This window comes from Bradyrhizobium sp. AUGA SZCCT0182 (genome assembly GCF_018130185.1).
Lineage (GTDB): Bacteria > Pseudomonadota > Alphaproteobacteria > Rhizobiales > Xanthobacteraceae > Bradyrhizobium.
On the sequence record NZ_JAFCLY010000012.1, the window covers coordinates 110,248 to 131,986 of the forward strand.

At 63.3% G+C, this 21,739-nt stretch carries 23 protein-coding genes; 4 read left to right on the top strand and 19 right to left on the bottom strand.

The features are described from left to right. Positions 1–5: 5 nt before the first annotated feature. The gene (locus tag JQ611_RS15430; protein ID WP_212265910.1) at positions 6–1,442 is read right to left on the bottom strand and encodes an ABC transporter substrate-binding protein; all 1,437 of its coding nucleotides are present in this window, start codon (positions 1,440–1,442) and stop codon (positions 6–8) included. Between the two features lie 525 nt (positions 1,443–1,967). Continuing rightward, on the bottom strand, positions 1,968–2,690 hold the full coding sequence (locus tag JQ611_RS15435; protein WP_249133207.1) for a Crp/Fnr family transcriptional regulator: 723 nt from the start codon (positions 2,688–2,690) through the stop codon (positions 1,968–1,970). Positions 2,691–3,034: 344 nt separating this feature from the next. Between JQ611_RS15435 and JQ611_RS15440 the strand changes: the two genes are divergently transcribed. Next, complete coding sequence (locus tag JQ611_RS15440; protein ID WP_212265912.1) at positions 3,035–3,859, top strand: DUF72 domain-containing protein; 825 nt, start codon at positions 3,035–3,037, stop codon at positions 3,857–3,859. 70 nt (positions 3,860–3,929) lie between these two features. On the opposite strand, the gene JQ611_RS15445 is transcribed toward JQ611_RS15440, so the two are convergent. Beyond that, on the bottom strand, positions 3,930–4,904 hold the full coding sequence (locus JQ611_RS15445; RefSeq protein ID WP_212465903.1) for a tripartite tricarboxylate transporter substrate binding protein: 975 nt from the start codon (positions 4,902–4,904) through the stop codon (positions 3,930–3,932). A gap of 179 nt (positions 4,905–5,083) precedes the next feature. On the opposite strand from JQ611_RS15445, the gene JQ611_RS15450 reads away from it, so the two are divergent. Continuing rightward, a complete protein-coding gene (locus JQ611_RS15450) occupies positions 5,084–5,545 on the top strand; it encodes a DUF488 family protein (RefSeq protein WP_212386960.1) in 462 nt (153 codons plus the stop codon). Between the two features lie 119 nt (positions 5,546–5,664). On the opposite strand, the gene JQ611_RS15455 is transcribed toward JQ611_RS15450, so the two are convergent. The 6 genes from JQ611_RS15455 to JQ611_RS15480 all read right to left on the bottom strand — a co-directional run bounded on the left by JQ611_RS15455 (position 5,665) and on the right by JQ611_RS15480 (position 11,654). After that, a complete protein-coding gene (locus tag JQ611_RS15455; protein WP_212465904.1) occupies positions 5,665–6,579 on the bottom strand; it encodes a PhzF family phenazine biosynthesis protein in 915 nt (304 codons plus the stop codon). A gap of 10 nt (positions 6,580–6,589) precedes the next feature. Continuing rightward, positions 6,590–7,900 carry an adenylate/guanylate cyclase domain-containing protein gene (locus JQ611_RS15460; protein WP_212465905.1) on the bottom strand — a complete coding sequence of 437 codons (1,311 nt, stop codon included), beginning with the start codon at positions 7,898–7,900 and terminating at the stop codon, positions 6,590–6,592. A 118-nt stretch (positions 7,901–8,018) separates the two neighbouring features. Continuing rightward, positions 8,019–9,185, bottom strand: coding sequence for an ABC transporter permease (locus JQ611_RS15465; protein WP_212036947.1), 1,167 nt, complete (start codon positions 9,183–9,185; stop codon positions 8,019–8,021). Then, positions 9,182–10,126 (bottom strand): ABC transporter ATP-binding protein, encoded by a 945-nt coding sequence (locus JQ611_RS15470; RefSeq protein WP_212386972.1) that lies wholly within the window; start codon positions 10,124–10,126, stop codon positions 9,182–9,184. The genes JQ611_RS15465 and JQ611_RS15470 overlap by 4 nt, the downstream gene beginning before the upstream one ends. After that, positions 10,123–10,923, bottom strand: a complete 801-nt coding sequence (locus JQ611_RS15475; RefSeq protein ID WP_212465906.1) for an HlyD family secretion protein — start codon at positions 10,921–10,923, stop codon at positions 10,123–10,125. The genes JQ611_RS15470 and JQ611_RS15475 overlap by 4 nt, the downstream gene beginning before the upstream one ends. Beyond that, positions 10,920–11,654 (bottom strand): TetR/AcrR family transcriptional regulator, encoded by a 735-nt coding sequence (locus JQ611_RS15480; RefSeq protein WP_212465907.1) that lies wholly within the window; start codon positions 11,652–11,654, stop codon positions 10,920–10,922. The genes JQ611_RS15475 and JQ611_RS15480 overlap by 4 nt, the downstream gene beginning before the upstream one ends. 398 nt (positions 11,655–12,052) lie before the next feature. Between JQ611_RS15480 and JQ611_RS15485 the strand changes: the two genes are divergently transcribed. Both JQ611_RS15485 and JQ611_RS15490 read left to right on the top strand, forming a co-directional pair. Then, positions 12,053–13,042, top strand: a complete 990-nt coding sequence (locus tag JQ611_RS15485; protein ID WP_212465908.1) for a tripartite tricarboxylate transporter substrate binding protein — start codon at positions 12,053–12,055, stop codon at positions 13,040–13,042. 120 nt (positions 13,043–13,162) lie between these two features. Then, positions 13,163–13,363 (top strand): hypothetical protein, encoded by a 201-nt coding sequence (locus JQ611_RS15490; RefSeq protein ID WP_212265921.1) that lies wholly within the window; start codon positions 13,163–13,165, stop codon positions 13,361–13,363. Positions 13,364–13,399: 36 nt separating this feature from the next. Here JQ611_RS15490 and JQ611_RS15495 read toward each other — a convergent pair whose 3' ends face one another. From JQ611_RS15495 to JQ611_RS15540, 10 genes are all read right to left on the bottom strand, one after another. Continuing rightward, complete coding sequence (locus tag JQ611_RS15495) at positions 13,400–13,810, bottom strand: DUF2000 family protein (RefSeq protein WP_212265922.1); 411 nt, start codon at positions 13,808–13,810, stop codon at positions 13,400–13,402. 102 nt (positions 13,811–13,912) lie between these two features. Then, a complete protein-coding gene (locus JQ611_RS15500; protein WP_409411277.1) occupies positions 13,913–14,302 on the bottom strand; it encodes a DUF4189 domain-containing protein in 390 nt (129 codons plus the stop codon). A gap of 210 nt (positions 14,303–14,512) precedes the next feature. After that, positions 14,513–16,117 carry an NTP transferase domain-containing protein gene (locus JQ611_RS15505; RefSeq protein ID WP_212465909.1) on the bottom strand — a complete coding sequence of 535 codons (1,605 nt, stop codon included), beginning with the start codon at positions 16,115–16,117 and terminating at the stop codon, positions 14,513–14,515. After that, positions 16,114–16,818, bottom strand: a complete 705-nt coding sequence (locus JQ611_RS15510; protein WP_212465910.1) for an XdhC family protein — start codon at positions 16,816–16,818, stop codon at positions 16,114–16,116. Before JQ611_RS15510 ends, JQ611_RS15505 begins: the two co-directional genes overlap by 4 nt. Then, positions 16,815–17,144, bottom strand: coding sequence for an XdhC family protein (locus JQ611_RS15515; protein WP_192734111.1), 330 nt, complete (start codon positions 17,142–17,144; stop codon positions 16,815–16,817). Before JQ611_RS15515 ends, JQ611_RS15510 begins: the two co-directional genes overlap by 4 nt. A gap of 13 nt (positions 17,145–17,157) precedes the next feature. Beyond that, on the bottom strand, positions 17,158–18,360 hold the full coding sequence (locus tag JQ611_RS15520; protein WP_212465911.1) for a VWA domain-containing protein: 1,203 nt from the start codon (positions 18,358–18,360) through the stop codon (positions 17,158–17,160). Positions 18,361–18,565: 205 nt separating this feature from the next. Then, positions 18,566–19,471: a MoxR family ATPase gene (locus tag JQ611_RS15525; protein WP_192734113.1), complete on the bottom strand. Its 906-nt coding sequence runs from the start codon at positions 19,469–19,471 to the stop codon at positions 18,566–18,568. Positions 19,472–19,508: 37 nt separating this feature from the next. Beyond that, on the bottom strand, positions 19,509–20,312 hold the full coding sequence (locus JQ611_RS15530) for a xanthine dehydrogenase family protein subunit M (protein ID WP_211996304.1): 804 nt from the start codon (positions 20,310–20,312) through the stop codon (positions 19,509–19,511). A gap of 65 nt (positions 20,313–20,377) precedes the next feature. Beyond that, positions 20,378–20,863 carry a (2Fe-2S)-binding protein gene (locus JQ611_RS15535; RefSeq protein WP_212036960.1) on the bottom strand — a complete coding sequence of 162 codons (486 nt, stop codon included), beginning with the start codon at positions 20,861–20,863 and terminating at the stop codon, positions 20,378–20,380. A gap of 221 nt (positions 20,864–21,084) precedes the next feature. Continuing rightward, positions 21,085–21,531 (bottom strand): carbon monoxide dehydrogenase subunit G, encoded by a 447-nt coding sequence (locus tag JQ611_RS15540; protein ID WP_212265928.1) that lies wholly within the window; start codon positions 21,529–21,531, stop codon positions 21,085–21,087. Between the last annotated feature and the right edge of the window lie 208 nt (positions 21,532–21,739).

Below are 21,739 nucleotides of genomic sequence, written 5' to 3' on the forward strand. Positions count from 1 at the left end.
TTCCCCTATTGCCCCAGGTTGATGGCGCCGAGGACTTCGGCATAGGTGGCAAGCTTGCCGCCATTCTTGGCCGCATAGGCTTCCGCATCCTTCTTGAGCAGGAACGGCACGACATCCGGCTTCTTCGGATCCTGGCCGCCGACCGAATAGAACGCAGCGTCGGCGAACACCTTGATGCCGAGCTCGCGGTCGACCAGATAGACGGCGTTGAACTTCTTGCCTTCGGAGCCGTACTTCTTCACGCCGAGCAGCGTGCAGACCGGTGAGCTGAACGGCACGATGTCGCCGCCCTGGATCCAGATCTCGCCGGTTTGCAGGGGATTGTTGACCGGCGTGTTGCAGACCGGATCGGTGCCGGTGACGTTATAGGTGTCATACGCAGCAAGCTGCTTGTCGTAGTCGAGCCCGAGTTCCTTGTAGGCGGTCCGTACATAGCCGTCGTTGACCCAGGCGCCGATGTTCAGTTCCTTGATCATGTTGAGCTTCTGCAGGATCGCGTAATTGGCACCGACAGCTTCCACCCATTTCGGCTTGATGGTCGCATCGAGCGTGTGCACGCCGCCGGGACCCAGGAAGATGTAGATCACTTCCTTGTTGATCTTGGTCCATTCCTCGATCTTCTCGGCCGCAAACTTCGGGTTCTTGCGCATCCAGTCGTTCGCCTCCATCAACGCCTTGATGTAGGCCACCACGATTTCCGGATATTTCTCGCCGAAGTCCTTGCGCACGACGACGCCGTGGAACGTCGGCACCTTGGTTTCGGCGCCGTCATAGATCTTGCGGGCAAAGCCCTTGAACGGCAGCAGCTCGGCGAACGGAACGAAATCGCCATGCGCGTCGATACGTTTTTCCTGCAGATTGGTAGTGCCGACTTCCGGCGATTGCGAAACCAGGCTCCAGAAATCGGGCGGCAGGCCGCGCTTCTGCAGCGAGGTGAGCATCATGCCGTGCGCTGCGGAGCCGAACGGCACCGACACGTTCTTGCCCTTGAGATCGGCGAGTTCGTAGAACGGCGAGTCCTTGTGGACGACGATGCCATTGCCGCCGCCATGCGCGTTGTAGGCGATGATCGCGACGAGCTGCGTTTCGTTCTTGGTCGCCTGCCCGGTGGCGCCATTCACCATCAGCGGGTAGTCGCCCATCATGCCGATCTGGATATTGTTGGCCATCATGCCGTTGGTGATCGGCGGACCGGAGGTGGCGTTCTGCCAGCTCAGCTTGTACTGGATGTCCTTGTACTTGCCGGTCTTCGGCAGGTGCTTCTCCAGGAGTCCAAGCTCTTTCAGCACGACGCCGCCGGTCACCGTGTTGGTCGTCGTATTCTGTGTGCCGATCCCGATCTCGAGCGTCTGCGCGCTCGCCTGTCCGGGCGCCAATGCGATGGCTGCCGCAGCGATCAAAGGAAGGAAGCCAGAGAGTTTAGACGCAGGGCCGATGCTCATGAGACAAATCCTTTCGAACCAAACTGTGCGGTGTGACTGGCATGGCCCACGCTGAATCCCCCGGCCGCGGCGAAGGGCGGCAGGGTTACTCGGCGCTGAGCAGACTGGCTGGCTTGATGATCTTGATGGTGCAAACGACATGCCATCAGACCAATCCTGACGACGCAAACGGCATTCGGTTCGCGAAGGCCCGGTTCGCGAAGGGCGTGGCTAACGAAGGGAGTGGTAGGCGTCATTTGCCGCAAACTCGCTTGCTTCCATCACGGACGTGATCACGTCCGGTCAGCAAGTTCTGAACGGCCTCCTCAGAATCCGAAACGACGAACGCCTCCAACCAGCAACCTATTGCTAAGAAATTTGCGGATGCTCAATTAATGAACAGATTTTGCGCCCGTCTTGGTTATCCGGCGGGCTAAATGTCTATAAATTAGTCATTGCGATCAGACAGGACTCAGCCCGCAAAGGTCTGGAAGCCCGCCGTCATCAGCGGCGGTTTGACGCGGGACTCACTGTTAGGCGCTCGCTTCAGATGTCGTCAGAGGCCGCGGCCTTGGCGAGCTTGCCGTCGCGGATATCGCTTAGCCTGTCCGCGTCCTTGATGACGAGGTTGGAGCCGTGCGCGTGCAGGATTCCCAGCTCGGTAAATCGCTTCAGGCTGATGGTGACGGATTGGCGCGTCACGCCGGTCATGTGCGCGAGATCGGCATGCGTGAATGAGGCGGCAATCAGCGACCCCTCGCGTTCTTCAACGCCATACAGGTTCATCAGATGCAGCAGCAGCTGCGCCAGCCTTTCGGTCGGCGAGCGCGTTCCGAGCATCTGGGCGAGTGCCGAATAGCACTGTCCCTTGAAAGTCAGGCCCTCGATGATTCCGATCGCGAGCGCGGGGATCGTGAGCACCATCCGGCGCAGGATATCGCCCGGCAAATGCAGCACGGTGCTGTTGACGGCGGCGACCCCCGACCAGATGTGCAGGCCTTGCTTGAAGACCTCGGGGCCGCCGACGAAATTGCCGGAGTGCCAATAGGCGAGCGTGATCTCGCGGCCCGATGGGGCGATGTAGAACACCTTGATGCGGCCGCTCTCGATCAGGAAGATGCCGTCTTGCGGACTACCCTGGCTGAACAGCTGGGCGCCGCGGTAGAGCACTTTGCGTTTTCCGGAGCCCAACACCTGCGCGATTTCAGACTCGGTGAGGCCATGGAACAGCGACGGCGGCCCGCTCCGTTGCGTTCCACCATCGGTCATCAGCAAGGCCCCGAACTGGGCTTGCCCGCCGCCCTTGGTCTCTCGTTGCGATGGTTGATGTTTGCTTGTCATGTATCCGCTCGTAGCCAACTCCGAACCTGCGTCGATATGAACGGAAAAGTTCCTGGGCCTACGGCCTGCTACGTTGCAAAGGTTTGCAATTGGCGCGCCAAGTTCTGCGTGTATTGTCGGTCGAACCGGCGTCTGTGTCCATATATCGCGCCGCAGCGCCCGGCTTCTATCCCGCACTTCCGACGCATCTTTGCCTGCGGCAATCTGGCCAATTAGGTCCGATCTGGATTAAGATCGGTCCGCAATCATCCCTCCTTCGTAACGAGCCCCCGGTGAGCAAACCTGCAAAATCGTCCGCAAAAACCAGCGGCAACATTTTCATCGGCATCGGCGGCTGGACCTTCGAGCCGTGGCGCGGTGTATTTTACCCAGAGAAGCTGACGCAGGCGAAGGAGTTGTCCTACGCCGCGTCGAAGCTGACCTCGATCGAGATCAACGGCACCTATTACGGCTCGCAGAAGCCGGAGAGTTTTCGCAAATGGGCGCGTGAAGTGCCCGACGGTTTCGTGTTCTCGTTGAAGGGACCGCGCTTCGCCACCAACAGGCGCGTACTGGCGGAAGCCGGCGACTCCGTGAAGCGGTTCTATGATTCAGGCGTGCTGGAACTCGGCGACCGGCTAGGCCCCGTGCTGTGGCAATTCGCGCCGACCAAGAAATTCGACGAAGCCGACTTCGGCAAGTTCCTCGAACTGCTGCCGCGCAAACTCGAGGGCCGCGCGCTGCGTCACGTGGTCGAGGTCCGCCACGACAGTTTTTGCGTGCCCGATTTCATCGCGCTGCTGCGAAAGTTCGAAACGCCCGTCGTGTTCGCCGAGCACGGCAAATATCCGGCGATTGCCGATATCGCGAGCGACTTCGTCTATGCGCGGCTGCAGAAGGGCAATGACGAGCTCAAGACCTGCTACCCGCCAAAACAGCTCGACGCCTGGGCGAAGCGGTTTCAGGCCTGGGCTTCGGGAAGCGAGCCCGACGACCTGCCGCGCGTCGATGCGGCCAAGCCGAAGAAGGCGCCGCGCGACGTCTTCGCTTACGTGATCCACGAGGGCAAGGTACGCGCGCCCGCGGGCGCAATGGAATTGATCGAGCGGGTGAAATAGGCATAGCGTTTTCGAGCGAAGTGGATTGCCGGTTCGCGTAAAGAAAACGCGTCAAGAGAATACCTCCTCGTCAGTCGAGCTTGATGCCGGCCTCGCGGATCAGCTTGGTCCAGGTCTCGTATTCAGACGCGACAAAGGCATTGAGCTTGTCGTCCGGCAGGTCCCAGACTTCGCCGCCGCTCTTCTCGAAGCGCTCCTTGAGGTCGGGCAACGAGCCGCGGATATCGCGGCGCAGTTTTGCGATCACTTCCGGCGGAGTCTTGGCGGGCGCAAAGATTCCAAGCCAGGAATCGACATCGAGCCCGGGAACGCCGGCTTCCGACATCGTCGGCACGTCGGGCGCCAGCGGGCTGCGTTTGGACGCCAGCACGGCGATGCCCTTTGCCTGCCCGGACTGCACGTGAGGTAGGCCCGCCGCCATCGAGTCAAAGAACAGATCGATGCGGCCCGCCAGCAGATCGGTGAACGCCGGCGGCGAGCCCTTGTAGGGCACTTCCAGCAGCTTCACGCCCGCAGCTTTCATGAAGGCCGCGGCTACCAGTTGCTGGCCGGTGCCGACGCCGGCGGTCGCCACCGAGATCGAGCCCGGGCTGGCTTTCGCCGCGGCGACGATATCCGCCAGCTTGGGCTGCGGCAGATCCTTGCGGCCGACCATCACATAGCCGAACTTGTAGACCAGCGCGACCGGCACAAAATCCTTCAGCGGGTCGTAGCCGAGCTTGGAATACAGCGCCGAATTGAAGGCCATGTTGGAGAGACCGCCGACCACCAGCGTATAGCCGTCCGGTTCGCTCTGGCTCGCGGCCTGCGTCCCCACGACGGTGCCGGCGCCGGGCTTGTTCTCGACCACGAAGCCCTGCCCCATACGCTTGGAAAGCACGTCGGCAAGCTGCCGCCCGACCAGATCGTAGCTGCCGCCGGGACCGATCGGGACGATGATTTTAACGGGCCGGTCGGGATAGGTGCCCTGCGCCCGCGCCGCGCCGCCGCAAACCAGCAGCGCTACTGCGACCATCCACGTCAGCGAGCGGCAAAATCCATGCATCGTATTTCCCCCGATATAACCGGCCATCGACAGGCGCTGTTTTCGCGACTATGCGACATGGCGCACCCGGCGGCAACGCATCTGGCGGCCGGGCAGCTGCGGCATAACCTCCGCGGTTATGGAAATCCGTTGCGGGGTGACCTAGCCTGACGTCGGGACAACGGCGCCGGGACACCGACATGGCACGCAGGAATCGCCTCTTCACCATCGGTTATGAGCAGACGCCGGCCAAGGCCGTGCTCGATGAACTGGAAAGCGCCGGCGTAAAGCTGCTGGTCGACGTGCGCGCGGTGGCCGCGTCACGGCGGCCGGGCTTTTCCAAGAACCAGCTCGCGGCCGGCCTTGACGAGCGCGGCATTTCCTATCTGCATCTGAAGGGGCTGGGTACGCCGAAGACCGGCCGCGAGGCGGCGCGCAGCGGCAAGTTCGATCTGCTGCACAAGATCTATTCGGCGCATCTGAAGACAACGCAGGCCAAGGAAGAACTGGACGAATTGTCGGCGCTGGTGAAGAAATCCGGTCCGGTCTGCATTCTCTGCTACGAGCGCGACCATCAGCAGTGCCACCGGCAATGGATCGCCGAAATCATCGAAGACCGCGATGGCGTGAAGGTGGAGAATCTGGCGGCGCGGCAGGTGTGACTCGTCATTCCGGGGCGCGCGGAGCGCGAGCCCGGAATCTCGAGATTCCCCGATGCGCAATTGCGCATCTGTGGTCTGGTGCTAACGCACCATCCCGGAATGACGAACGAAATGGTTTCTCACCCCTCGCCGGCCAGCCGGAACGCGCCCTCCATCATCTGCACGCTGGCGCCGCCGACATGGATGGAGGCGACCGCGCCGTCTTGCTTGCGGACGCGCGTCAGCAACAGGCTCGGCCGCCCCATGTCGACGCCCTGGCCGATCCGCAATTTCAGTTCGCCATCCTTCAACGGATCGAGATCGGCGAGCAACGCCGCGCAAGCGGCGGTGGCACTGCCGGTGGCGGGATCTTCGGAAAGCCCGCTGGCGCCGGGATGAAACATCCGCGCCTGCAACTCGCAGGGTTTTTCGCCTGCCGGCACGTCGCGCGTATAGAAATAGACCGCATCGCTGCCATCGCACGGGAAGGTTTTTGCGAATCCCTCCGCATTCGGCCTCGCCCGGCGCAGCGCCTCGCGTGAGGTGAGTTCGACGGCGAGGAACGCCAGCCCGACCGAGACGATCTGCGGCGGATGCCGATCAACCTTCACGTCGCTCGCCGACAGCGATAGGCAGGAAGCCGCCTGTTCGGCGCCAAGATGCGACATCCGCTTCAGCGGCTGCGGCGCCGTGAATTCGGTGCTGACGACCCTGCCCTGTTCGGTCGCAATTTCGACCGGGACGAGGCCCGCGCCCTCCTCGAACAGCAGTCGCGCCGGCGGTTTTGCGGCCTGCGTCGCCAGCACGTAGGCGGTGCCGACATTGGGATGGCCGGCAAACGGAAGCTCGCGGTTCACGGTGAAGATACGAACCTGCGCGTCATTGGCGCGGTCGGCCGGCGGCAGCACGAAGGTGGTCTCGGAATAATTGAACTCGGTGGCGATCGCCTGCATCTGCGCCGTCGAAAGCCCGCCGGCATCAAGCACCACGGCAAGCGGATTGCCGCCGAAGGCGCGATCGGTGAACACGTCGACGGTGATGTAACGCCGTTGCATTGCCATTCTCCTATCCCAACTGCCACACGGTCATTGGCCGCTCATAGCCCCTGACCGGAACCTCACCTAGCGCGACCGCATCGCGACATTCCTCTCCGAGCGCGTCGTGAACCGCTTCGGAGATCAGGAACTGCGAATTGAAATCCTTATTGAGCGCCTCGAGCCGGCTGGCGAAATTCACGGTGTCACCGATCACGGTGTATTCCTTGCGCCGCGGCGAGCCGATATTGCCGGCGACGACCTCGCCGACGTGAATGCCGATGCCGATGCGCAGCGGCCAGCTGGACGCCTGGTTGGCGCGCTCGTTCGCCTCGAGCATTTCGCGCGCAGCGGCCACCGCGCGGTGCGCGGCGTTACCTGCGTCGAACGGGGCGCCGAACAGCGCCAGGAAGCCGTCGCCCAGAAACTTGTTCACGATCCCGCCGTGGCGGTCGAGGATGTCGACCAGCACGGCGAATGCACCATCGAGGCGGTCCACCACTTCCTGCGGGGTGCGGGTGCTGGCGCCCGCGGTAAAACTGCGAAAATCGACGAACATGACGGCGACACGCCGGATTTCGCTGCCGGTCGCCGCCCCCTCGGCCATCAGACGCTCGACCACCTGCGGCGAGACGTGCTGGCCGAACAGGTTGGTGATGCGGTCACGCGCGGTCGCGGCGAGAATGCTGGCTTCGAACTGCCGGCGCAATTGAACGCCGACCGCGCCCGCCAGCATCCCGCAAATCAGGATTATGACGCTGCGCACCGAGTGATAATACAGGTCCGGCGGCGGATCGGCGCTGCCGGCGCGACGATAGAGCATTGCCATGGCGAGCAGCTGGGCCGCGGCAACGAATCCGGTGAAGGTCGAGAGCCAGAAATCCAGCCGCAGCGTCGATAAAATGACGAAGATGAAATAGGTCAGCGGCACCGCGAAGCCGAGGGCGTCCACCGGGCCCATGCTGTCGATATGCATCGCCAAAGCGAGCGTCGGCATCGAGGTTTCGACCAGCGCGCCGATATAGCGCCGGTACACCGGCAAATCATAGCCCTTGCCAAGGTGCCGGGTGATGACAAAGTGGACCCAGAGCTCAAACAGAACGAACGGGACCAGGACGATGTAGAGCTCGCTCGGATCGAAGCGGCCGTGCCAGAGCTTCTGGATCGCATTGGGATCGAGCACATGGACGATGAGGATCAGTGACCCGATCAGGACGGTGGTCCCGATCAGCGCCTTGATCCGGATCAGCTCGGTCCGCAGGATTTGCTGCGTCAGCGCGTGCTGAAAATCAGCGGATACCACCACAGGCTTCTCACTTCTATTGCCCCATAGCCCCAGCATCCGACCATTCCCCACCCTGTCATTCCGGGGCGATGCGCAGCATCGAACCCGGAATCCTTGGATTCCGGGTTCGCCTCTTCGAGGCGCCCCGGAATGACGTCGCGTATCATATTCTGCATCAATCGAGCGTGCGACGGAAGCGGGTCACGGCGATCGTCATCGCCAAAAGCATCAGTGCAATGAGAGCAATGGTGTCGTACTGCAAATTCTGGATGGTCGCGCCCTTCAGCATGATGGCGCGGACGATGCGAACGAAATGCGTCAGCGGCAGGCACTCGCCGATATATTGCGCCCATCGCGGCATGCCGGCGAACGGAAACATGAAGCCGGACAAGAGAATGCTGGGCAGGAAGAACATCATCGACAGCTGCATCGCCTGCAACTGGTTCTGCACGATGGTCGAGAAGGTGTAGCCGATCGCAAGATTGGTGGTGATGAACAGCGTCGTCAGCAGCGCCAGCGTGGCCAGGCTGCCGAGAATGGGCACGCCAAACAACAACACGCCGATGCCGATGATCAGCGTTGCCTGAACGAAGCCGACGATCACGTAAGGTATGATCTTGCCGAACATCACCTCGACCGGCTTGATCGGCATCGACAGCAGGCTTTCCATGGTGCCGCGCTCGATCTCACGCGTCACCGACAGCGCCGTGAAGATCAGCATGGTCATGGTCAGGATGGTGCCGACCAGGCCCGGCACGATGTTGAGCCGCGAGGACGCCGCCGGATTGTAGCGCGAATGGGCGCGGATCTCGAACGGCGTCGATGGCGGATCGCCCGCCTGCAGATCGTGCGCCAATGCGGTCTGCACGATGCCGTTGAGCGTGCCCAGCGCCGAGCCCGCCGCCACCGGATCGGTCGCATCGGCGGCGACCAGCAGCGCCGGATGATCGCCGCGCCGCACCGCGCGCTCAAAGCCGCGCGGGATTTCGACGCCGAACAGCACCTTGCCGGATTGCAGGAGATCGTCGAACTCGGCGACGCTGTGGACTTCATGAGTAAAGCGGAAATAGGCGGTGTTCTCCATCGCCTTGAGAATCGAGCGCGCCAGGTCGCTGTCTTCCTGCAGCAACACCGCGGTCGGCAAATGGCGCGGCGTGGTGTTGATCGCAAAGCCGAACAGCACGAGCTGCATCACCGGCAGCATCACGATCATCGCGAACGAGACCCGGTCGCGGCGGAGCTGGATGAATTCCTTCACCAGCATCGCATAGCTGCGCCACCAGAAGCCGAATGACGGCTCCCGGACATTGCGGCGCCCGCTGCTCGTGTCGGTCGTACTCATTGGAAATTGTCCTTTGAGCGGCTCATCAGATCGATGAACACGTCTTCCAGCGACGGATCTCCATGCTGCCAGTTCCACCCCCTGTTATCCCTGTAGGGCGCGACGCTGGATTCGAGTGCGGCCTTGTCGCGGCCGGAGACGTGCAGGCTGGTGCCGAACGGCGCCACCATGTCGACGCCGGGCTTGCCGGACAGTTCAGCGGCAAGACCATTGAGATCGTCGCCCGTGACCGTCCAGGTCGACAACGCCGATTGCGCGATCACCTCATCGACCGTGCCATGCGCCAGCAGATTGCCGTAGGCGATATAGGCGATCTCGTGACAGCGCTCCGCCTCGTCCATGTAATGGGTGGAAACCAGCACGGTCAGGCCGTCGGCTGCGAGCGCATGGATCTCGTTCCAGAAATCGCGTCGCGCCTTGGGGTCGACGCCGGCGGTCGGCTCGTCCAGCAGCAGCAATTGCGGGTTGGGCAGCGTGCAGGCGCCGAGCGCCAGCCGCTGCTTCCAGCCGCCGGAAAGCTCGCCCGCGAGTTGTTCCTCGCGGCCGTTGAGACCGATGCGCTGGATCATGTCGCGCGCCGCTTGCCGCGCGTTGGGCAGGCCGTAAAGCCGCGCCACGAACTCCAGGTTTTCGCGCACCGAGAGGTCCTGGTACAGGCTGAAGCGCTGCGTCATGTAGCCGACCTGGCGCTTGATCTTGTCTGCCTCGCGGCGGATGTCGTAGCCGAGGCAGGTGCCCTCGCCGGAATCCGGCGTCAGCAGGCCGCAGAGCATGCGGATGGTCGTGGTCTTGCCGGAGCCGTTGGGACCGAGGAAGCCGTAGATCGAGCCGCGCTTGACCTGCATCGAGAGGTTTTGCACGACCGCCCGGCCGCCAAACGATTTCGACAGACCCTCGACATTGATCGCAATATCAGGCGCGGTTGACGGTGCTGTGTTCATCGCTTGTCCGCCACCGGTATCGGCGCATTGACGAACACGCTGATCGGCTGGCCGACGCGCAGACTGGCCGGCTTGTTCGGTCGCGCCTGGATCAAATAGACGAGCTTGTTGCGCTCATCGAGGCTGTAGATGACCGGCGGGGTATATTCCGCCGTCGTCGCGATGAAGTAGATTTTTGCGGTAAGATCGCCCGCGCAATTGTCGCAGGTCACCTTGACCTCGTCGCCGATCGCGAGCTTCGGCAATTGCGTCTCCGGCACGAAGAAGCGCAGCTTCATGTTGCCGGGCGGCATGATCGACAACACCGGCCGCTGCGCCGGCACCATCTCGCCTTCGCGGAAATAGATCTGCTGGACGGTGCCGGCGACCGGCGCGAAACCGTTGCGCCGGGCCAGCCGCGTCTGCGAAGTGTTGACGCGCGCCTCCGCCACCCGCAGCGCCGAGACCGCGGAGTCGAGATTGGCCTGGGTGCCCGAACCGGTCTTGGACAAAGACGCCGCACGGTCATAGGTCTGCTGGGCATTGGCCAGCGTCGCATTGTGCTGGTTGAGATCGGCCTTCTGCAGTTCGTCATCGACCGAATAGATCTGCATGCCGGGCTTCACTTCGTCGCCCTCCCGCACGCTGAGCTTGGTCACGCGCCCGGATTCGTCGGGGCTGACGAAGATCATGTCGGCTTCGACCCAGCCCTGAAAGCCGGGATCCTTGCGCTCCTTGCAGCCGGCCAGCACGGCGGCCAGCGCGAGCGCGGCAAAAATGGCCGTCGCTTTCGAAAAGGTCTTCCGCGACGAAGTCATGTCGTCCTCCGCTCGCCAAAAATCAGATCGAGATGAACGCGAAACATCTCGTTCGCATCGAGTGGCGCGTGTTTGCTGAACAGGCTTTGCCAGATGATCGCGACGATGGCGGGCGCCACGAGAATCTGCGGAAAGCGCGCCAGATTCTTCTGCTGGATTTCGCCGCGGATGACGCCGAGTTCGATCAGCGCGCGCATGCCGGCGATCCCCTTCGAGACCACTTCGCGGTAGTAGAAATCGGCGATATCGGGAAATCGCGGCCCTTCGGCAACGATCAGGCGCACGATGTCGCCACGCCGCGTGGTCACCACGTCATGGATGAAGGCCCGGGCAAAGTTCTCCACCATGTCCCGGATCGAGGCGCCAGCCGGCGGCGGCCCTGCTGCGGCAAGACGGTTGACCAGCGGAACGATCGCGGTCCGAATCAATTCCTCGAACAGCGCTTCCTTGTCCTTGAAGTGCAGATAGATCGTGCCCTTGGCGACGCCTGCCCGCTTGGCGACGTCGTCGAGCCTTGTGGCCGCAAAGCCGCGCGCGATGAATTCATCCATCGCGGCCTCGATAATGGCCCCGCGCCGCTCCGCGGCGCGTTCGGCCCGGTTCGAAGCGGGCTTTGCGGGCTCAACCTTCGCCGAGACCACTTTCGGGCTCTTGGCGGCGGCAGCCCTGCTCACAACGCGGCTTTTGACCGGTTTGGACGGGCGTCGGGTGCTGGGGCGTGTTCTGCTCATAATCCTTATATGACTGACCGGTCAGTCATTGTCAATATCGGACTGAAGCTGCCGTTTTCACGTCGCCGTGACTGCCGGGATAGTCTCAACCCGTCATTGCGAGCGCAGCGAAGCAATCCATCTCGCCACGCGCTCGCGCGACCCAAACACGGGCTCGCCTTCCGCGGCCCGACACGCCCCGAGTCCTTGAACAGATTGCCCTCGATTAGAACGCAGAGATGCCGGATGCGCGCTGCATCCGTGGTCTAATGTGCAAATCGAACAAAGAAGCACACGCGAGCATGCATATTCACCGGGGACACTCCGGTATTCGCTGCGCTGCGCCAATCTGTCCCGCCTTTCACGCATGGCGGAAGCCGGACGATGCGATACCCTCCCCGCCAATTCAGGGAGGAATCATGTCAACGAAATTCAATCGCCGTCACTTCATCGCTGCCGGTACCGCCGCTGTTGCGTCGCCATTCCTGTTGCGCGGGGCATCGGCGCAGGGCGCGTGGCCGTCGCGGCAAATCCGGATGGTCTGCAGCTACCCGGCGGGCGGCCAGACCGACCTCCTGGCGCGCGGCTTCGGCGATTACATCTCCAGGCAGGTGGGGAAGACCGTCGTCATCGAAAACAAGGCGGGCGCCTCCGGTTCGATCGGCGCTCAGGAAGTCGCCCGCGCGGAGCCGGATGGCCACACCATCCTGTGCTCGATCTCGACGACCTTTGTGATGAACCGGGTCATGATGAAGAACCCCGGCTACGACATGGACAAGGACCTGGCGCTCGTCAGCATCATCCCGGGCTCCGGGCTGCTGATGGTCGCAAGCACGAAATCCGGCATCAAGTCATTCGACGACTTCGTCGCTTTCGCGCGCAAGAGCGGCAAGATGAACTTCGGCACCTACAGCGCCGGCTCCTCCCCGCACATCACCATCAATGAACTCAACAAGCAGTATGGTCTCAACATCGAGCCGATCCACTACCGCGGTGAAGCGCCGATGTGGACGGGCATCGCGGATGGCACCCTCGACGTCGCGATGGGCAGCTACACGGCCGCGCAATCCGTCCTGCAAAGCAACGCCGGCGTCGTGTTCGCGGTGCATTCCAAGAAGGTCGATGCGATCCCGCACATCAAGACCCTGCCTGAACTCGGCGCGACCTCGAAATTCTTCACCGTGAGCGGCTTTTCGGGCTGGGCGGTGCCGAAGGCGACGCCGCAGCCGATCGTCGACCGGTTGTCCGAACTCTGCGTGGCGGCGAACAACGATCCGAAAGTGAAGGAAATTCTCGCGACTTTCGTGCTCGAACCGGCGATCGGATTCAAGGAAAGCAATGCCTTGTATCAGCGCGAATTGCCGGTCTGGCTGGAGGCCGGACAGGCGCTCGGCTTGCCCCCCGCCTGAATTGGCCGGACCCATCTTGCCGGAACTAGCGTGACATCCGGCACAGATGGTCGGCCTTGATTGGCGTACCCTGGCGGCCTGCGGTGAGAATGAATCTCACCGAAGGTCGCAGGGTGAAACATGACCACATCGAACCGTGAAATTCGTGAACTGAGCATCGAAGATCTCGATCACGCCGCAGGCGGAATGCTGTCGCTGGGTCTGATCCGCGCGTACTTCTCGACCCGGGCCTCCAACGTTTTTCTTGGTCCAGTGATTGGCACTTCGATCGGCTCGTCGATCGGCGGCTGGCCGGCGAGCGGCGACGGCGATTCCGCCTGACGGCAAAGCGCCAACCTGCAGGCAGGAACACGTTTCCTAGCTGTGAAACTTCAACCCGTCGATGATCTTGTCGATCACTTTGCGCTCGGCGCGCATGGCGAGCCCCACGAGATTGAGTTCGGCGCGGATCACCGCCCTCACCACCTCTCGGTTGGCGGCGTCATGCGTGGTCTTGAACATGTCCTCGGTATAGACCGCAGGCGTCACGTCCCGCGCCAGCGCGCGTTCGAGCGCGCGCGACAGCGCGGCGCGATCGGCACCGTAGATCAGGATCGGCTGGCCGATCAGCGACAGATATTTGGTGCCGGAGCCGTCGCCATAGGGCTCGCCTATGCATTCAGGAAACGAAGCGGCAATGCCGCCGGCCAGGAACGAAGCCACGTTGAGCTTCTGCCACGGTTCAAGATCGGTCCGGATCACGACCGCGATTTTAGTGTCGAATTGCATGGGGTTTTTCCGCTGTCATTCCGGGGCGCCGCGCAGCGGCGAACCCGGAAGCTCGAGATTCCGGGTTCGCGTCTACGACGCGCCCCGGAATGACGCAAGAGGTCACCCCTTGGCGTCGCAGGCCCAGGCGCGGATCACGCATTCCTTGCCGCCGAATTCGTAGCACTTCTTGGTCGCGGCGTTGAGCGAGCTCGATATCTTCGGCTTCACCGCATAGCCATGGGCGCCACAGGGCTTGGCCATGTCGATCGCGAACGCGGCGCAGGCGCGCTTCATGGTCACGGCGGTGCAGTCGCCCTTGCATTGCTTCAGGGCGGCGGCGCGCGCGGTCGCTTCGGCGGGATAGTCATAGGCCTGGCCATAGGCGCCGCATTTGCCGACCGCCAACGCGCCGGCCGCCCAGCTTTCGGTGACGAAGCGCGACGCGCCGATCACCAAAGTGAGCGCGAGAATGAACAGCGCGCGGCGTTGCGCGGCAGCGGTCGAAACGATCAAGATCCCCATCCCCCAAGACAGCGGGCGGAATCTAGCCCTGGGGAGTTGAGACTTGGTGAATGGAAGGTTGAAAAAGGGTGTTATCGAACCAGTAACGCGCTTAGTTCGTAGGGTGGGCAAAGGCGCAATTGCGCCGTGCCCACCATCTCTCCGAAACCGTCGTCGTGAAGGTGGGCACGCTTCGCTTTGCCCACCCTACGAAGCCGCCTACCCCCGCCGTGCCGCTTCCAGCGCCTGTGGCGTGTCGATATCGAGAAACGCGCTTTCGCCCTCGACCGGGACTTCGGCCACGGCTTCGGCATGCTTGGCGATGAGGTGGCGGGCGCCGACGTCGCCATCCAGCGTCATCAATTCGCGGAAGAAGCGCCGCGACCACAGCACCGGATTGCCGCGCCGCCCGTCGCTGACTGGGACCGCGATCAGATGGCCACGATCGGGCTCGAACGCCTCGATCAGCCGGTCGATCAATTTGGCATCGATCAGCGGCATGTCGCCGAGGCACACCAGCGCACCATCGGCATTCGCGGGCACCGCCCCGATGCCGGCCTTGACGGAGCTTGCGAGCCCGCCGGCGAAATCCGGGTTGCGGACAAATTTCACTCTCAAGCCGGCCAATGCCTGCTCGACCAGGTCGGCCTGATGGCCGGTGACGACGATCACCTCCATCGCCTTCGAGGCCAGCGCGTGCTCGGTCACGGTCCGCACCAGCTTGTTGCCGTCGAGCTCGGCGAGCAGCTTGTTCGGACCGCCCATCCGGGTCGAACGGCCAGCCGCGAGCACGATGGCCGCGACGTTGCGGCTGGCTTCGATGTCGGCAACGGTGCGCGGCTGTGGCCTCGTCACTATTTCCATCAGCAGACCGCCGACGCCCATGCCGGTGAGTTCGGCGCGCGTCACCTTCAGGCCTGCGAGCAGGCGCATCAGCACCCAGTCAAAGCCGTTTTCGACCGGCGAACGCGCGCAGCCCGGCGCACCCAATACAGGTACGCCGCCGGCGCTGCCGATCAGCAGCAGATTGCCAGGATCAACCGGCATGCCGAAATGTTCGATCGCGCCGCCGATTTCAGTGATCGCGGCCGGGATCACGTCGCGGCGATCGGCGATCGCGGATGCGCCGAACACGATCACGAGCTCCGCGCCGAGGCCGAGCAATTCCTTGATCGAGGCGGCGAGCACGGTCTCGTCGTGCGGCACGCGGCGCTCGGCGATGATGGTCGCACCCGCCGGCGCCAGGCGCTCGGCGGTGACGCGCAGGGTTTTCTCGATGACCTTCGGCGCCAGGCCCGGCAGCAGGGTCGAGACCACGCCGACGCGCTTGATGGTATAGGGAGCAATCCGCAGCGCGCCCTTGCCCGCAACGGCAACGGCGGCGTCGCGCAGTTTCGCTTCGACGCCGAACGGAATGAGCTTGACGGTCGCGATCATCTCGCCTTCGACCACCGGCTTGAAGGCGGCCAGGGTCGCAAAGGTAATGGCTTCATCGACGCCGTTGATGCGATCAACCGCGGCGCGGTCGACCACCAGCACGCCGGCCTGCGCGGCGAACAGATTGGAACGGCCGGTAAAGGCGCGCTCGACATTGACGCCGTCGCCCGCCACCGCCTGCGCGATGCTGGCGGCCGCGACGTCTTCGGAGACATCGCCGTCTTCCAGGCGCACCACGACGATTTCCTTGACGCCGGCCTTGGTCAGCGCCTCGACCTCACCAGGACCAATGGACGTGCCCTTCTTGAGCACCAAGGCACCCTGGCGCAGCGTATGCACGGTGACGCCGCCAATCGCGTCGGCCGGACTGGCGGGGCCGAACTTCATGCCGCCTGCTCTTTCACGTTTTCCTTCGGCAGCCGCAGCTCGGCAGTGATCTCGGCCATGATCGAGACCGCGATCTCCGACGGCGACACCGCGCCGATGTTGAGGCCGATCGGCGCATGGATGCGCGCGATGTCGGCGTCCGATGCGCCCTGCGCCTTCAGCCGCTCGGCACGCTTGGCGTGGGTTTTTCGCGAACCGAGCGCGCCGATATAGAAGCAGTCGCGCGCAAAGGCGTGCAGCAGCGCCGGATCGTCGATCTTGGGATCATGCGTGACCGCGACGAACGCGGTGTAATGATCGACATTGAGCGGCGGCAGCGCGACGTCGGGCCATTCGGCGATCAGCGGCACATCCGGAAAACGCTCGGGGCTCGCGAACGCGGTGCGCGGATCGACCACCGTGACGTCGTAATCCAGCGAGCGCGCCAGCGGCGCGAGCGCCTGGCTGATATGGACAGCGCCGACGATCACGAGCCGCGCGGTCGGCGCGTAGACGTTGAGGAACAGTTTGTTGCCGCCGGCCTCGATCATGCCGCTCTTGCCCATGCGCAACTGCTTTGAAAGCTCAGCCCGCAGGGGATCGGTCGCGATGTCCTTTGCCTTGACGAGGCGCTGGTCGCCATTGGCGGTATCGGTGATCACGATCACCGGCCTCCGCGCGGCGCGCTCGATGTTCACTTCAGAGAGTGTTTGCAATTTCACGACTGGCCCACCTTCTCGACGAAGACGCGGATGGTGCCGCCGCAGCTTAGACCAACATTCCAGGCGGTCTCGTCCGCCACGCCGAATTCGAGCATTTTGGGCTGGCCGCTTGCGATCACGTCGAGCGCTTCGGTGACGACAGCGCCTTCGACGCAGCCGCCGGACACCGACCCTAAGAACGTGCCGTCGTCATTGATGACGAGGCTGGAGCCGGCCGGGCGCGGCGCCGAGCCCCAGGTTTCGACCACGGTCGCCAGCGCAACCCCATGGCCGGCCTTCTGCCAGGCCTCGGCGGCCTGCAGGATGTCTTCGTCGCGATTGAGCATAGCGGGCCTCTTTTCAAGCTGCCGATCGGATCACGCTGCGATGATGGGGCGGAGGCGGCGACGAAAGCGCCGCAATCAGCCCTTCCATTGAACTCAAATTATGCACCGGGCGGAATTCGTCAACGTGCGGCAGCATCATTTTGATGCCCTGCGCCTTGGCCTCGAAGCCGCCATAGCGCAATAGCGGGTTGAGCCAGATCAGGCGGCGGCAAGACCTATGCAGCCGGTCCATCTCGAACGCCAGTTTGTCGTCGGCCTCGCGCTCCAGCCCGTCTGAGATCAGCAGCACGATGGCGCCCTGCCCGAGCACGCGCCGGCCCCACAATTTGTTGAACGAGTGCAGCGAGGTAGCAATCCGGGTGCCGCCGGCCCAGTCCTCGACCGAGGACGAGCAGCGCGCCAGCGCTTCGTCGGGATCGCGCGCCCGTAAGGAACGCGTCACGTTGGTGAGGCGGGTGCCGAACAGGAACACCGAGACGCGCTTGCGGGCGTCGGTGATTTCATGGAGGAAATGCAGGAACAGGCGGGTGTATTCGCTCATCGACCCGGAGATATCGAGCAGCGCCACGATCGGCGCTGGCTTATCGATCCGCCCCAGCTTTCGGATGTCGATGATCTCGCCGCCGGTGCGCAAGGACCCGCGCAGCGTCCGGCGCATATCGAGCTTGAGCCCGCGCGCGTCCGGCTGGTAACGGCGGGTGCGCAGCTCGGCCTGCGGCAATCGCATGTCCGCAATCGCGCGCGTCACTTCGGCGATCTCGGCCGCGCTCATCTGCGCAAAATCTTTCTTCTGCAGGATCTCCTTGTCGGAGACGGAGAGCCGCAGTTCCTGCTCCTGGGCCTGCGGGGCTTCCTCGCGAATCGAGGGTTGCGCCAAAGCCTCCTGCACACGCCGCGAGGCCGGCGGCGGTTTTTTCTTGGCGTGGTCCGGCAGCGGCACCGAATCCAGCATCGACTTCCACTCTTCGGCGGCGCGGAAGAACAGGTCGAAAGCCTGCTTGAAAATCAGCGCATGTTCGTGACGCTTGACGAAGATCGCTTCCAGCGTGGCGTAGACGTCGGCGCGGTTGCCGATCTCGATCACCTGCAGCGCGTTGAGCGCATCGATGACCGCGCCCGGCCCGACCGGAATCCCGGCGGCACGCAACGCGCGGGCAAAGCCGACGACGTTGTCGGCCATCTGGCCCGTCGGGGGATTGAGGTGGTCAATCGACATCGTGCACTTACTCTCTCAAGCGGGCGGTGCGCCCCCTCTCCCGCTTGCGGGGGAGGGTTGGGGTGGGGGCTGCCTCAACAAGCACACTGTTCAACTTGCATTCGCTGTTTCCGCCAATGCCAAACTTCGTCGCCTGAGCATTCGGAGAGAGCCCCCACCCCAACCCTCCCCCGCAAGCGCGGGAGAGGGAGCGCACAGCCCTCGCCTAGTCGCTCGTCGCTTCCTTCAAAACCTTCTGCAGCGTGTCGCCCTGCATCCGCGCTATGTCGTCCTGGTATTTCAGGAGCGCGCCCAGCGTGTCGCCGACGACTTGCGGCGTCAGCGAGCGGGCGTCGAGTTCGGTCAGCGCGGTGGCCCAGTCGATGGTCTCGGCAACGCCCGGCGACTTGTAGAAATCCTGATCGCGCAACGCCTGCACGAAGCGCACCACCTGCTGCGACAGTTTTGCGGAGATATCCGGCACGCGCGACTTGACGATCGCAAGCTCGCGCTCCGCATTGGGATAATCCACCCAGTGATAGAGGCAGCGGCGCTTCAGCGCGTCGTGGATTTCGCGGGTGCGGTTCGAGGTGATGATGACGATCGGCGCTTGCGGCGCCTTCACTGTGCCGAATTCGGGAATCGTCACCTGGAAGTCCGAGAGGATTTCCAGAAGATACGCCTCGAACGCCTCGTCGGCGCGGTCGAGTTCGTCGATCAGCAGCACCGGCGCGCCGGCCACATCGGGCTCCAGCGCCTGCAGCAGCGGGCGCTTGATCAGGAAACGCTCGGCGAAAATATCGCTGGAAAGCTGGTCGCGGTCAGTGTCGCCGCCGGCTTCCGCCAGCCGGATCGCGATCATCTGCGCGGCGCTGTTCCACTCGTAGACAGCGGAGGCAACGTCGAGACCTTCGTAGCACTGCAGACGGATCAGTTTCCGGCCCAGGGCGGCCGACAGCACTTTGGCGATTTCGGTCTTGCCGACGCCGGCCTCGCCTTCGAGGAACAGCGGCCGGCCCATGCGCAGCGACAGATAGGTCACCGTCGCCAGCGATCGCTCGGCGAGATAGCCGCGCGAGGTCAGCAATTCCTGCATCGCATCGACGGATTTCGGTAGCGCCGATGCACTCATGACAAAGCCAATCTTGCTGAGCCGGGAAACGGCAAACTTACTTCGCCGTCGCGGCTTCGACGGCGCGGCGCGTCAGCACGCCGATCAGATGCGCGCGATATTCGGCGCTGCCGTGCAGGTCGCTGTTCAGCCCTTCGGCCGGAACGGAAACGCCGTCGAGCACCTTGTGCGAGAAGCGCTTCTTCAACGCCTCTTCGAACGGTTCGGCGCGGAACACGCCGTCCGAGCCGGCGCCGGTGACGGCGACGCGGACATCCGACGGACGCTTGGCGACGAACACGCCGACCAGCGCGTAGCGCGAGGCCTGGTTGCGGAATTTGATATAGGCCGCCTTCTTCGGCACCGGGAACATCACCTTGGTGATGATCTCGTCGCTCTCGAGCGCCGTCGTGAACAGGCCCTGGAAGAATTCTTCGGCCTTCAGCCGGCGCTTGTTGGTGACGATGGTGGCGCCGAGCGCCAGCACCGCGGCGGGATAATCCGCAGTCGGATCGTTGTTGGCGAGCGAGCCGCCGATGGTGCCTTTGTGGCGCACCGCAGGATCGCCGATCATGCCGGCGAGTTCGGCCAGCGCCGGAATGGCTTCGCCGACGACGGCAGAGGTCGCGACCGCGGCGTGCTTGGCGGTGGCGCCGATCACCAGAGAACGGCCCTTCATCTCGATGCCGTCGAGGCCTTCGATATGGGAGAGATCGACCAGATGCGGCGGGCTCGCGAGCCGCTGCTTCATGACCGGCACCAGCGTGTGGCCGCCGGCGATCACCTTGGCGTCCTCGTTCTTCACCAGGAGATTGGCGGCCTGACGCACGGTCGCGGGGCGATGATATTTGAATTCGTACATGAAAACTTCCTGATCGCGGTCGCGATGAATTCGATGATGCGAGGCGGACTTAAGCCAGGTCGGATTTAAGCAAGGTCGGATTTGGCCATCGCCTTGGCGCCGGCGGCGATCGAGGTCACGATGTTCTGATAGCCGGTGCAGCGGCACAGATTGCCTTCGAGCTCTTCGCGAATGACGTGGTCCGAGAGGTCGTTGCCCTTGCGGTGCACCAAGTCGACCGCGGTCATGATCATGCCGGGGGTGCAGAAGCCGCATTGCAGGCCGTGGTGCTCACGGAAGGCTTCCTGCATCGGATGCAGCGGCGCGCCGTCGGCGGCCAGGCCCTCGATCGTGCGGACTTCGTGGCCGTCGGCCATGACAGCCAGCGTGGTGCAGGATTTGACCGCCTTGCCGTCAAGATGGACGACGCAGGCGCCGCACTGCGAGGTGTCGCAGCCGACATGGGTGCCCGTCAGCCGCAGGTTTTCGCGGAGAAACTGGACCAGGAGGGTACGGGAGTCGACATTGGCGTTTACGGGATTGCCGTTCACGATCAGGGAAATCTTGGCCATCAGCACTCTCTTGAGCTGCACTGCCGCATATCGGCTGCGCAGGCGTTTAAAATCGTTCCAAGGCCATAATATGGGCCATCCCGGCAATGAGCAACCTTGGCAGTCACTCACTTCCGGCATGGCCAGATACCGCTTAGCGGGACTCTTGGCGGGATATTCGGGCTGGACTTGAGGCGGGAATCTTGGGCGGAGCCAAGAGGCAGCCAAGCTTCAACCCGGGATCAACCCTGCACCGCCTTGGCGAAATTGGCGAAGAACTCGTCGGCCAATTTCTTGGCAGAGCCGTTGATCAGGCGCTGTCCGAGCTGGGCCAGCTTGCCGCCGATCTGGGCCTCGACATTATAGCTGAGCAAGGTGCCGCCATCCTTTTCGGCCAGCGCCACCGTGGCGCCGCCCTTGGCGAAACCGGCAACGCCGCCCTCACCTTCGCCCGAGATCCTGTAGCCGTTGGGCGGGTCGAGATCGCTCAGCGTGACCTTGCCCTTGAAGCGGGCGGAGACCGGGCCGACCTTCATTTTGGCGGTGGCGCGGAAGCCATTGTCCTCGGTCTTCTCGAGCTCCTCGCAGCCGGGGATGCAGACCTTCAGCACCTCCGGATCGTTCAATTTGGCCCACACGGCCTCGCGCGGCGCCGCAAGCTGGACTTCGCCGGTCATCGTCATGGCCATGGGTGGTGCCTCCGGTAACGCGCAAAACTGTTCTCCCAAGTAATGCACACGCGCGCATAAGGAAAGGCCGCCCTGGGATGACGAGCGATGCATATTCGCAAAGCCCAACAGGGATCGCCGCAATGCCGCAAATTTTGGCTCCCGGTGTTGTGACCGGGATACCGCCAGAAAATCAGCAGCACCCGGCATTACCAACGGGGTTGGTATT